This is a genomic window from Corallococcus sicarius (genome assembly GCF_003611735.1).
GTDB classification, from domain to species: Bacteria; Myxococcota; Myxococcia; order Myxococcales; family Myxococcaceae; genus Corallococcus; species Corallococcus sicarius.
The window spans coordinates 1-11,146 of sequence record NZ_RAWG01000318.1 but is presented as its reverse complement, the minus strand read 5'-3'; the positions used below and the strand labels follow the sequence as shown (position 1 = coordinate 11,146).

The 11,146-nt window shown below is 71.4% G+C and carries 11 protein-coding genes and 1 pseudogene; 10 read left to right on the top strand and 2 right to left on the bottom strand.

Going from position 1 to position 11,146, the window contains the following annotated elements:
- Positions 1–572 (bottom strand): annotated as a pseudogene (locus D7X12_RS33825) (hypothetical protein); the annotation flags it as partial.
- Positions 573–667: 95 nt separating this feature from the next.
- Here D7X12_RS33825 and D7X12_RS33820 point away from each other — a divergent pair.
- Entirely contained in the window at positions 668–1,558 is an 891-nt protein-coding gene (locus D7X12_RS33820; protein WP_120629342.1) for an MTAP family purine nucleoside phosphorylase, read from the top strand.
- Positions 1,559–1,665: 107 nt separating this feature from the next.
- Positions 1,666–2,715 (top strand): YihY/virulence factor BrkB family protein, encoded by a 1,050-nt coding sequence (locus tag D7X12_RS33815; protein ID WP_120629341.1) that lies wholly within the window; start codon positions 1,666–1,668, stop codon positions 2,713–2,715.
- A 36-nt stretch (positions 2,716–2,751) separates the two neighbouring features.
- Here the strand turns inward: D7X12_RS33815 and D7X12_RS33810 are convergent, their stop codons facing one another.
- Positions 2,752–3,573 (bottom strand): M48 family metallopeptidase, encoded by an 822-nt coding sequence (locus D7X12_RS33810; protein WP_120629340.1) that lies wholly within the window; start codon positions 3,571–3,573, stop codon positions 2,752–2,754.
- Positions 3,574–3,747: 174 nt separating this feature from the next.
- Between D7X12_RS33810 and mutM the strand changes: the two genes are divergently transcribed.
- From mutM to folK, 8 genes are all read left to right on the top strand, one after another.
- On the top strand, positions 3,748–4,638 hold the full coding sequence (mutM, locus tag D7X12_RS33805) for a bifunctional DNA-formamidopyrimidine glycosylase/DNA-(apurinic or apyrimidinic site) lyase (protein WP_120629339.1): 891 nt from the start codon (positions 3,748–3,750) through the stop codon (positions 4,636–4,638).
- A gap of 79 nt (positions 4,639–4,717) precedes the next feature.
- Positions 4,718–6,577 (top strand): TIGR04551 family protein, encoded by a 1,860-nt coding sequence (locus tag D7X12_RS33800; RefSeq protein WP_244224944.1) that lies wholly within the window; start codon positions 4,718–4,720, stop codon positions 6,575–6,577.
- Positions 6,578–6,579: 2 nt separating this feature from the next.
- Positions 6,580–6,795: a hypothetical protein gene (locus D7X12_RS33795; protein WP_120629337.1), complete on the top strand. Its 216-nt coding sequence runs from the start codon at positions 6,580–6,582 to the stop codon at positions 6,793–6,795.
- On the top strand, positions 6,792–8,039 hold the full coding sequence (lysA, locus tag D7X12_RS33790; protein WP_120629336.1) for a diaminopimelate decarboxylase: 1,248 nt from the start codon (positions 6,792–6,794) through the stop codon (positions 8,037–8,039). The genes D7X12_RS33795 and lysA overlap by 4 nt, the downstream gene beginning before the upstream one ends.
- A 16-nt stretch (positions 8,040–8,055) precedes the next feature.
- Positions 8,056–8,943 carry a 4-hydroxy-tetrahydrodipicolinate synthase gene (gene dapA / locus D7X12_RS33785; RefSeq protein WP_120629335.1) on the top strand — a complete coding sequence of 296 codons (888 nt, stop codon included), beginning with the start codon at positions 8,056–8,058 and terminating at the stop codon, positions 8,941–8,943.
- 15 nt (positions 8,944–8,958) lie between these two features.
- Complete coding sequence (dapB, locus tag D7X12_RS33780; protein WP_120629334.1) at positions 8,959–9,780, top strand: 4-hydroxy-tetrahydrodipicolinate reductase; 822 nt, start codon at positions 8,959–8,961, stop codon at positions 9,778–9,780.
- Positions 9,777–10,544, top strand: coding sequence for a fumarylacetoacetate hydrolase family protein (locus D7X12_RS33775; protein WP_120614488.1), 768 nt, complete (start codon positions 9,777–9,779; stop codon positions 10,542–10,544). The genes dapB and D7X12_RS33775 overlap by 4 nt, the downstream gene beginning before the upstream one ends.
- Positions 10,541–11,080 (top strand): 2-amino-4-hydroxy-6-hydroxymethyldihydropteridine diphosphokinase, encoded by a 540-nt coding sequence (gene folK / locus D7X12_RS33770; protein WP_120629333.1) that lies wholly within the window; start codon positions 10,541–10,543, stop codon positions 11,078–11,080. Before D7X12_RS33775 ends, folK begins: the two co-directional genes overlap by 4 nt.
- Positions 11,081–11,146: the final 66 nt, after the last annotated feature.

The following is an 11,146-nucleotide window of genomic DNA, read 5'->3' as shown; positions in this document are numbered from 1 at the left end:
GTAGGGGCCACGGCGGGCGAGGGCGGGGGCGGCGTACGCGCGGGAGGCGGCTCCGCGGCGCGGGCCGGCACGGAGGCCGTCTGGCGCGGCGGCGCGCTGGAGGCGCCCCTCGAGGGCTTCTTCTCGGCCTCGGCGTCCGACGCGCGGTAGCCCTTGCGCTCCGGGGGCGGCTCCGGCGGGTCGTCGTAGGCGTCGCGCGCGGGGCGCTCGCGCACCGGCTTGTTGTCCTCGTCGCCGAACGGGTCGTCGTCGCGCTTGCGGTCCTTCTCCTCGATTTCGCGCAGCTTCGCGGCCTCCGTCTTGGAGTTCCTGCGCTCGGGCGCGGCCTCCGGGGCGTCCGGCGCGCGGCCGTTCACCGCGTTGAACTTCCGGGTGCACTGGGTGCGCTGGTCCGTGCAGCCCTCGAAGCAGCGCGCCAGCTTGCGGATGGCGCGGCCGTTGCCGCCGTACTCGATGGTGCAGTCCTCCTTGCACGCGATGGCGTCCTCCTCGCATCCCGGTGGGATGGGGGCGGCCAGGGCGGAGGTGCTGAAGAGGACGGTGAAGGCGAAGAGGCGCGGAAGAAGACGCATGGCAAATGTGAAAGCTACCAGTCTTCCGCGCTTCCCGGGGGAGGCCCCCGCGATATCGTCAGCTCCACGCCCGGCGCCCGGGCGAGAGGAGACGCATGCCGGCGGTCAAGGTGGGCATCATCGGGGGCCAGGCCCTCTACCAGGCCCTGGGGCTCCAGGGCCGGGGCGAACACCTGGGCGTGGAGACGCCCTTCGGCCCCCACAGCTCGCCCCTCGTCGCCACGGAGCTGGAGGGCGTCCCCGTCGTCTTCGTCTCCCGCCACGGCCAGGGCCACGTCCACAACGCCACCCGCTCCCCGTACCGCGCCAACCTCTTCGCCCTGAAGATGCTGGGCGTCACCCACGTGCTCGCCACCGGCACCGTGGGCTCCCTGCGCGAGCACATCCAGCCGCTCCAGCTCGTCCTGCCGGATCAGGTCATCGACCGGACCTACCGCCGCCCCTGCACCTTCTACGACGACGTCGCCGTACACGTGGAGCTGGCCCAGCCCTTCTGCGCCACCCTGCGCCAGACGCTCACGGACGCAGGCAGTCTGGGCGACACCGTGGTGCACCCGACCGGCACCTACGTCTGCATCGAAGGCCCCTCGCTCAGCACCCAGGCGGAGAGCCAGCTGTACCGCACCTGGGGCTGCGACCTCGTGGGCCTCACCGCCATGCCCGAGGCCCGGCTCGCCCGCGAGGCGGAGCTGCACTACGCCCTCATCGCGCTGCCCACCGACCACGACTCCTGGCGCCCCCAGCCCGTGGGCCAGGAGCCCGAGGCGCTCCTGCCGCAACTCGCCCAGCGCCTGGACGCCGTCACCGCCCACGGCGCCGCCCTCCTGCGCCGCGCGCTGCCCCGCATCGCGGGCACCGCGGCCCGGTGCCGCTGTGACAGCGCGCTCGCGCTGGCCATCGTCACCGACCGCGCCCGCATCCCCGCCGACGTGCGCGCCCGCCTGCGCCCCCTGCTGGGCCGCTACCTGCCCTCCGGGGTCGTCTAGCGGCCAACACTCGACGGTCTCCGCCGCGAGCGCTCGGCCGGTTGCCTGCTGCCGAATGGCCGGACCGTTCCCACATTGGCTCCCCACAGACCCGGAGGGGGAACCGCATGGGGCTGCCACGGCTCAAGTACCTGACGTGGAGGGAGTTCGGCAGGCGCTTCTGGAAGGAGATTGAAGAGGACACCGTCACCGACGTGGCGGCGCAGCTGTCCTACTACTTCATCTTCTCGCTGTTCCCGTTCCTGTTCTTCCTCGTCACGCTGGTGGCGTACCTGCCGTTCGCGCCCGGCGCGGTGGACGCGATGATGGACCGCATCCGTCCGCTCGTGCCCGGCGACGCGCTGGGCGTGATGAGCCAGCACCTGACGTCGCTCGTCGGCGAGACGCGGCCCAAGCTGCTCACGGTGGGTCTGCTCGTCGCGCTGTGGTCCTCGTCGCGCGGCGTGGACGCCCTGCGCAAGGCGCTCAACCTGGCGTACGACGTGCCGGAGTCGCGGCCCTACTGGAAGACGCAGGGGCTGGCGCTGTCGGTGACGCTCATCGGCACGCTGCTGATTCCGCTGTCCTTCGCCATCCTGCTGCTGGGCGGACGCGTGGGCGCGTGGGCGGCGGACAAGCTGGCGCTCATCGACGAGTTCCACCTCGTCTGGTCCTGGCTGCGCTGGCCGTTCACCGCGGGCCTGGTGATGCTGATGCTGTCGCTCTGCTACTACCTGCTGCCGGACGTGCGCCAGCGCTTCAAGTACATCACCCCGGGTTCGACGATTGGCACCCTGGCGTGGCTGGGCAGCACCTGGGGCTTCACCCAGTACGTGGAGCACTTCGGCAAGTACGACGTCACCTACGGCTCCATCGGTGGCGTGGTGGTGCTGCTGCTGTGGCTCTACATCACCGGGCTCATCTTCATCCTCGGTGGGGAGCTCAACGCCATCCTCGAGCACGCCTCCGTGCTGGGGAAGGCCAAGGGCGCGCGCGACTTCGGTCAGCCCGCGCCCCTGGAACCGCCGCTCAAGACGCCCGGCGCGGCCAAGAGCGCCGCCAGCGCCCAGAAGACGCGGCTGGCCCTGTTCCGCAGGCGGCGCCGGGTGGCGCAGGGCAAGGATCCGGAGCCCCCCGGCCTGCTGCCGGAAGGCGGCGACATCCCGCCCGTGCACTGACGCTCCGCCCGGGCGGGGCACCGCCGAGCACCGGGCCTACTTGGCCAGCTTGGCCTTGATGGCCGGCAGCCCGCCCGGAGCGTTGCGGCCGCCGGTGAGCCCCTGCTGCGAGATGATCTTCTGCAGGTGCGCGATGCGGTCCTGGTTCGTGGGGTGCGTGGAGAGCCACTTGAGCACCGCGGGCTGCGAGCCCTGCAGCTGCTGGAGCTTCTGGAAGAAGGTGATGAGGCCGCGCGGATCGAACCCGGCCCCGGCGGCGTACCTCGCGCCGTACTCGTCGGCCTCCGTCTCCTCGCTGCGCCCGTGCGCCAGCTGCAGGCCGCCACCCGCCAGCTGCGCGGCGATCTGCGCGGCGGTGCCCGGGTTCTGGCCCAGCGCCACCTGGGTGATGGTCTGCAGGCCGTAGGCGTTCACCATCGCGCGCGCCGAGTGCCGGCCCACCACGTGGCCCGCCTCGTGCGCCATCACGCCCGCCAGCTCCGCCTCGGTGTCCGCCGCGAGCAGCAGGCCCGTGTAGACGTAGAGGAAGCCGCCCGGCGTGGCGAAGGCGTTGACCTGCTTGGGGTCGTCAATGACGTTGACCTTCCACTTCACCCCGGAGCGGTCCTTGTTGGCCTGCGCGAGGAGGGGCGCGGAGATGCTGCGCACGTAGTCCAGCACCGCCGGGTCCTGCACGTATTTGATGTTCTCCTTCGTCTCCAGCTCCTTCTTCACCTGGAGGCCCAGCTGGTTCTCCTGTTCGTCGGAGATGAACACCTGGGCGATTGCCTTCTCCGCGCCCACGCGCTGCTTCGTGCATCCCGTGGTGAGGCCTGAGGCCAGGGTGAGGGCCAGGATTGCGGTGATCATCCGTTGCATGGGCAGTTCGTCCCTTCTCTGCGAGGTTCGCGGCGAGGTGCTGACGTATCCCGCCCCTCGTACTCACGCCGGCTCCCCCCGGGCAAGCCCCGCATGGCGGGCTGTCTTCCAACGGCCGGAAGGAGGGCCCGGGAATGCGCGCGGCGGGGGAGCGGTGCTATGTGCCCCGGCAGGATGCCTGAGCTACCGGAAGTGGAGATCGCCCGGCGCAACCTGGTGCGCTGGTTCCAGGGCCACCGCGTCGTGCGCGCGGAAGCGGACGCCACCCGCATCTTCCGGGGCGCGGAGCTGCCGCACTTCGCCCGCCTCACCGGCCGCGTGGAGGCCGTGGAGCGCAAGGGCAAGTACCTGCTGCTCACCCTGGAGGGCGGCCACGGCCTGATGGCCCACCTGGGCATGACGGGCAAGTTCGTGCGCCGCAAGGAGGGCGAGGCCGTCCCCTACAGCCGCGCCCGCTTCCACCTGGAGGACGGCCACGTCGTCCACTTCAGTGATCCACGCCTCTTCGGCCGGATGGAGCCCGTGCCGGCCCGGGGCCTGTGGGAGCTGCCCGCGGTGAAGGCCCTGGGCCGCGACCCGCTGACGGACGGCCTCACCGGACCCCAGCTCCAGGAGGCGGTGGGAGGTTCGAAACAGGACCTGAAGGTGGCCCTGATGGACCAGGGGCGCATCGCGGGCCTGGGCAACATCCACGCGGCGGAGGCGCTCTTCCGCGCGGGCGTACACCCGGCGCGCACCCCCGCGTCCCTCACCCCGGAGGAGTGGAAGCGCCTGGCGCAGGCCATCCACGCCGCGTTCGACTTCGGCCTCAAGGAGCAGGAGGGCGAGGACATCGTCTACCTGGAGGAGCGCGGGTCGGTGAACCGCTTCCGCGTCTATGGCCGGGCGAAGGGGCCGTGCTCGAAGTGCGGAACGACCGTGGAGTCCTTCACACAGGGTGGGCGCACCACCCATTTCTGTCCGGTGTGCCAGCCGCTCCCAAAAGTGACGGTCGCCCCCAGAAAGACCGTGAAGGGCTTGCAAAAGGCCGTTGAGGGAGCGAAGCCCCGATCCCGTAGACGTTGACACCCCAGGGGGGCATGGCTTGAATCGCCCGCCCTTTGAAACCGGCCACGTCATGTCGTGGCCCCGGAGACCGTTGACCATGCCTCACGTCCTGCTGGCGGCGCTGCTCGTCGCCTCGTCCACGGCCACCGCGCAGACGCCGGTGCCTGATGGTGGCACGCCCGCCGCGGCACCCCAGGAGTCGGCCCCCGCCGAAGCTCCGCCTCCCGCCCCCGCGGCCCCTGCTTCAAACGACGGCGCGGTGAGCCGCGAGGAGCTGGAGCAGCGGCTGGAGGCCACCCGGCAGGAGCTGCGCGAGGACATCCGCGCGCAGACGGCCACCCAGGCCGTGGCCAACAACAGCGACTGGCAGGAGGAGTGGACGGAGGAGAAGCGCAAGCTGGAGCTGTTCACGCTGGATGGCTACCTGCGCGTGCGCCCCACGCTCTTCTACAAGTTCGACCTGGGCAAGTTCGCGCCGCCGTCCGGCACGCCCTCCGGCCGTCAGTTCTGGACGCGCTCGCCGCGCACCTCCGCGGAGCGGACGCAGGCGGGCGCCAACATGCGCTTCCGCCTGGACCCCTCCTTCAACGTCTCTGAAGACGTGCGGGTCAAGGTGCAGGTGGACGCCCTGGACAACATCCTGCTGGGCTCCAACCCGGACAGCGCCTACAGCGGGGACGGGCGCAACACGTTCACGCTCTTCTCGGAGAACCAGACCCCGTCCAACTCCGCCGTCAACGCGTTCAAGGACTCCATCCACGTCCGGCGCGCGTACGGTGAGGTGACGACGCCGGTGGGCATCCTGCGCTTCGGCCGCATGGGCAGCCACTGGGGCGTGGGCATGCTGCGCAACGACGGCAACTGCCTGGACTGCGACTACGGCGACACGGTGGACCGCATCCAGTTCGTCACCGAGCCGTTCGCCGGCTGGTACATCACGCCGATGATCGACTTCAACGCGGAGGGGCTCTCCACCGAGCGCGCCAATTCCCTCGGCGAGCCGGTGGACCTCACCCAGTCCGACGACAGCCACAGCCTGGTGCTGGCCATCGCGCGGCGCGACACCGAGCAGCAGCAGCGCGCCAAGCTGGACAACAACCAGGGCGTGCTCAACTACGGCCTGTACTTCACCTACCGCACGCAGCGGTACGCGACGCTCACGGAGACGGGCACCCCCTTCGAGGACGTCTCCCCGGGCACGGGCGCCAACCCCCCGGCCTTCGTCCCGCGCGGCGGCACGCTGTACGTGCCGGACCTGTGGTTCAAGTACGCGGAGAAGAAGTTCCGCATCGAGGCGGAGATCGCCGCGCAGCTGGGCAGCATCGACGGGCGGGCGCTGACGGCGAACGACCCCACCGCCCAGTCGCTGCGCATCGCGCAGTTCGGCGGCGTGCTCCAGACGGAGTTCCACGTCATCGAGAACAAGCTGCACCTGGGCGTGGAGCTGGGCTTCGCGTCCGGTGACAAGGCGCCGGGCTTCGGCAACTACCCGGGCCGCACGGGCTCCGGCACCGGCGGCAACACGACCGCGGGTGACGTCGAGGGTCGCCAGTACAGCTGCGACACCGGCGGCTGCGGCGACAACGCCATCCGCAACTTCCGCTTCAACCGCGACTACCGCGTGGACCTCATCCTGTGGCGCTCGATCCTCAACGGCGTCACGGATGCGTTCTACGTGAAGCCGGGCCTCAAGTACTCCATCGCGGAGGGCTTCGACGTCTTCGGCAGCGTCATCTACTCGCAGGCGTTCTACGCGGAGTCCACGCCGTCCTCCGTCAGCCGGGGCCTGGGCCTGGAGGCGGACATCGGCGCGCGCTACATCACCGAGGACGGCTTCCTGGCGGGCATCGACTACGGCATCCTCTTCCCGCTCAGCGGCCTGAAGGACCTGGGCAATACCGGGCAGGACCTCAGCACCGCGCACGCCGTGCGTGGCACGCTGGCCATCAAGTTCTAGCCATGCGCGGACTCCTTCCCCGGTTGTGTGTCGCCACCGCCCTGACGCTGTCGCTCATGGCGTGTGGCATCAAGGGCAGCCCCCACGCGCCCCGTCCGGCGCCGCCGCCCGCGCCCACCCCGGAGACGGCGCCTCCGCAAGCGCCGCCGCGCGGACCCGTGGAGCCCTCCGGCCCCACGGTGCCGCCGTCCGCCCTGGACGGGGGGCTCGCGCCATGACGGCCTTCCCGTACCGCAAGGGCGTGCTGCACGCGGAGGGCGTTCCGCTGTCGGCCATCGCGGACGCGGTGGGCACGCCCACCTACGTCTACTCCGCCCGGGCCCTCACGGAGCGCTTCCGCGAGGTGACGGACGCGTTCGAAGGCCACCCGCACCTCATCTGCTACTCGGTGAAGGCCAACTCCAACCTGGCCATCCTCCGGCTGTTCGCGGGGCTGGGGGTGGGCAGCGGCTTCGACATCGTGTCCGGCGGGGAGCTGGCCCGCGTGAGGCATGCGGGCGGCGACCCCACGAAGACGGTGTTCGCGGGCGTGGGCAAGACGCCGGACGAGATGGCCCAGGCGCTGGACGCCGGCATCCTGCTCTTCAACGTGGAGAGCGGGGAGGAGCTGGAGGCGCTGGACGCGGTGGGGCGCAAGCTGGGCAAGCGCGCGCCGTTCGCGCTGCGCGTGAACCCGGACGTGGACGCGCGCACGCACCGCTACATCTCCACCGGCCTGAAGACGTCCAAGTTCGGCGTCCCCTTCGAGGAGGCCCTCACCCTCTACGCGCGCGCCAAGAAGATGAAGGGCGTGAAGGCGCTGGGGCTGGACTGCCACATCGGCTCGCAGCTCACGCGCACGGCGCCCATGCGCGCCGCCATCACCAAGGTCGCGGACCTCTACGTCGCGCTCAAGGCCCAGGGCCACGCGCTGGAGTACCTGGACGTGGGCGGCGGGCTGGGCATCACCTATTCGGACGAGACGCCGCCCAGCCCCCAGGAGTACGCGCGCACGGTGCTGGCCGCGACGCAGGCCACCGGGGCCACGCTGCTGCTGGAGCCCGGCCGCGCGCTCGTGGGCAACGCGGGCGTGCTGCTCACGCGCGTGCTGTACCGCAAGCCCACGCCGTCGCGCACCTTCGTGGTGGTGGACGCGGGCATGAACGACCTGCTGCGCCCGGCCCTCTACGAAGCGCACCACGCCATCCAGCCCCTGGTGAAGCGCCGGGGCCGGGCCGTGGAGGTGGACGTCGTGGGGCCGGTGTGTGAATCCACCGACGTGCTGGCGAAGGCTCGCCCCCTGGTGCTGCCCCACCAGGATGACCTGGTGGCCTTCATGAGTGCCGGGGCTTACGGGATGAGCATGGCTTCCACCTACAACTCGCGCCCCCGGCCGGCCGAGGTGCTGGTGGACGGGGAAGCGTGGCGTGTCATCCGGGAGCGCGAGCGCGTCGAGGACCTCTGGCGCGGCGAGCGGGCCTGAACGTATAAGCGCCGGAATGAAGACCTTCGAAGGCTCCATGACGGCGCTGGCCACTCCGTTCTTGAACGGGGCGCTGGATGAAGGGGCGTTCCGCGCCCTCGTCCGCGCCCAGCTCGAAGGTGGCACGAACGTGCTGCTGCCCATGGGCACCACCGGCGAAGCGGTGACCCTGGATGCGGACGAGCGCGCGCGCGCCATCGCCGTCGTCGTGGACGAGGTGAAGGGGCGCGTTCCGGTGGTGGCGGGTGCGGGCAGCAACAACACCCGCGAAACCATCGACTCCGTGCGCCGCGCGCGGGAGGAGGGCGCCGACGGCGCGCTCATCGTCACGCCCTACTACAACAAGCCCACGCAGGCGGGGCTCGTGGAGCACTACCGCGCCATCGCGAAGGCGCACCCGGGCTTCCCGCTCATCGCCTACAACGTGCCGGGCCGCACGGGCGTGGACCTGCTGCCGGAGACGGTGCTCAAGCTGTGCGACGTGCCGGAGGTCGTGGCGCTCAAGGAGGCCACCGGCAGCCTCGCGCGCGCCATCGACCTCGTGGAGCTGTGCGGCGAGCGGCTCACGCTGCTGTCCGGCGACGACTTCACGGTGCTCCCGTTCATCGCGTGCGGCGGCCGGGGCGTCATCTCCGTGTCGTCCAACGTGGCGCCGCGGATGATGGCGGACCTGGTGGCGGCGGCGCGCGGTGGGGACCTTGCGAAGGCGCGCGGGCTCCAGGTGCGGATGAACGCGCTGCACCGGCTGCTCTTCGTGGAGTCCAACCCCATCCCGGTGAAGTGGGCGCTGCACCTGATGGGGCTGTTCGGTCCGGAGGTCCGCCTGCCGCTCGTGCCCATGGCCAGCGCGAACGCCGCGAAGCTGAAGGACGAACTGGCGCGGTTGGGGCTGTTGAAGGGCTAGGGAGCACGCACGCACATGGCGACCCGCACCGTCATCACCGGCATCACCGGCCGCATGGGCAGCACGCTCCTGCGCCTGGCGCGGGACGCGAGCGACCTCCAACTGGTGGGCGCCACCGCGCGTCCGGGCAGCCCGGCGGCGGGGCAGGACGCGGGGCTCGTGGCAAGGCTGGGCGCGGCGCTGGACGTGGCCGTGGCGGACGACCTGGGCCGCGCGCTGGACGCCGCGAAGGCGGACGTCGTCGTGGACTTCACCAGCGCGGAGGCAAGCCTCGCCCATGCGCGGGCGTGCGCCGAGCGCGGCGTGGCGCTGGTGGTGGGCTCCACGGGCTTCACGCCGGAAGCGCACGCGGCGCTCCAGGCGCACGCGAAGGTGGTGCCCATCGTCGCGGCGCCCAACATGTCCGTGGGCGTGAACCTGGTCATCCGCATGGCGGCGGAGCTGGCGCGCGTGCTGGGGCCCTCGTTCGACGTGGAGGTGCTGGAGGCGCACCACCGGATGAAGAAGGACGCGCCCAGCGGCACCGCGCTGAGGTTGGCGGAGGTGCTCGCGGACGCGCTGGGGCGCACGCGCGAGGACCTCACGTTCGCGCGCGAGGGGCAGACGGGCGCCCGACCGCCGGGTGAGATTGGCGTGCAGGCGCTGCGCGGCGGAGACGTGGTGGGCGAGCACACCGTGTACTTCTTTGGCGAGGGGGAGCGCATCGAGCTCACCCACCGGGCGACGAACCGGGACCAGTTCGCGCTGGGGGCGCTGAGGGCCGCGCGGTGGGTGGCGGGCCGGGCGCCGGGGCTCTATGACATGGCCGACGTGCTCGGCCTCCAGGGGAAGACATGACCGCCCGTTACTGCCGCTTCCAGGTGGAGGGCCGCGCCAGCTACGGCCGCGTCGACGGCAACGAGGTGGTGGTGCTCACCGCCGCGCCCTGGGCCGGCGGCAAGGAGACGGGGCTACGCCGGTCGCTCAAGGGCCTGTCGCTGCTCGTCCCGTCGGACGCGTCCAAGGTCGTCTGCATCGGGCAGAACTACCGCAAGCACGCGGAGGAGATGGGCAAGCCCGTCCCCACCGAACCGCTCATCTTCACCAAGCCGTCCACCGCGCTCAACGGCCCGGGTTCGCCCATCCGCATCCCCAAGGCGAGCCAGGAAGTGCACCACGAGGCGGAGCTGGCGCTGCTCATTGGCGAGCGCGTGAAGAACGCCGACGAGGCCACCGCCGCGCGCGCCATCTGGGGCCTCACCGCCTTCAACGACGTCACCGCGCGCGACATCCAGCGCAAGGAAATCCAGCACACCCGCGCCAAGGGCTACGACACCTTCGCCTGCGCGGGCCCCTGGGCCGTGACGGGGCTGTCCCCGGCGGACCTGCGGGTGGTGTGCCGCGTGAACGGACAGGTGCGCCAGGATGGCCGCACGTCCGACATGGTGTTCAGCCCTGCCCGGCTGGTGTCCTTCATCTCCCACATCATGACGCTGCTGCCCGGCGACCTGGTGAGCACGGGCACCCCGTCCGGAGTGGGCGTGCTGGTGGCCGGCGACACGGTGGAGGTGGAGCTGGAGGGAATCGGAACCCTGGTGAACCCGGTTGAGATGGAGCCTTGAGCGCGACCGTCTATGTAGGTCTGGGTTCCAACGAGGGCGACCGTGAGGCCCACCTCGTGGCGGCCCTCTCCGCCATGTCGTGCATCGACGCGGTGGCGGTGCTCGGCTGTTCGTCGCTGTACGACACCGCCCCGGTGGGCCCCGCGCAGCCGCGCTTCCTGAACGCCGCGGTGGCGCTGGAGTGCGACCTGTCCCCGCAGCGCCTGCTGTGCATCCTCCAGCGCATCGAGCAGGACCTGGGCCGTCACCGCCTGCAGCGCTGGGGCCCGCGCATCATCGACCTGGACATCCTGCTGTGGGACGAGGAGGAGCGCTCCGTCGTCGCGGACGCCAACCTCCAGGTGCCGCATCTGGAGTTGCACAAGCGCCGCTTCGCGCTGGAGCCGCTGGCGGAGCTGGCGCCGCAGGTCCGGCACCCGGTGCTGGGTGTGACGGTGCAGGAGTTGCTCGCGAAGCTCGCCCCCCAGGACGTCCGCAAGCGCGAGGCCCTCTACTGGCCCGACATGGGCGCCCGTTTCCCCGTGCACGAACTATGAGCCTGTCCCTCGTCCTGGCCACGGCCGCGCTGCTCGCGGCCGAGCCCACCCCCCTGCCTCCTGGCC

Excerpts from the sequence above, each read along its gene's own strand:
- D7X12_RS33820 (WP_120629342.1), top strand. The coding sequence starts at position 668 with ATGCCGGCGGTCAAGGTGGGCATCATCGGGGGCCAGGCCCTCTACCAG.
- D7X12_RS33815 (WP_120629341.1), top strand. The coding sequence starts at position 1,666 with ATGGGGCTGCCACGGCTCAAGTACCTGACGTGGAGGGAGTTCGGCAGG.
- D7X12_RS33810 (WP_120629340.1), bottom strand. The coding sequence starts at position 3,573 with ATGCAACGGATGATCACCGCAATCCTGGCCCTCACCCTGGCCTCAGGC.
- mutM (WP_120629339.1), top strand. The coding sequence starts at position 3,748 with ATGCCTGAGCTACCGGAAGTGGAGATCGCCCGGCGCAACCTGGTGCGC.
- D7X12_RS33800 (WP_244224944.1), top strand. The coding sequence starts at position 4,718 with ATGCCTCACGTCCTGCTGGCGGCGCTGCTCGTCGCCTCGTCCACGGCC.
- D7X12_RS33795 (WP_120629337.1), top strand. The coding sequence starts at position 6,580 with ATGCGCGGACTCCTTCCCCGGTTGTGTGTCGCCACCGCCCTGACGCTG.
- lysA (WP_120629336.1), top strand. The coding sequence starts at position 6,792 with ATGACGGCCTTCCCGTACCGCAAGGGCGTGCTGCACGCGGAGGGCGTT.
- dapA (WP_120629335.1), top strand. The coding sequence starts at position 8,056 with ATGAAGACCTTCGAAGGCTCCATGACGGCGCTGGCCACTCCGTTCTTG.
- dapB (WP_120629334.1), top strand. The coding sequence starts at position 8,959 with ATGGCGACCCGCACCGTCATCACCGGCATCACCGGCCGCATGGGCAGC.
- D7X12_RS33775 (WP_120614488.1), top strand. The coding sequence starts at position 9,777 with ATGACCGCCCGTTACTGCCGCTTCCAGGTGGAGGGCCGCGCCAGCTAC.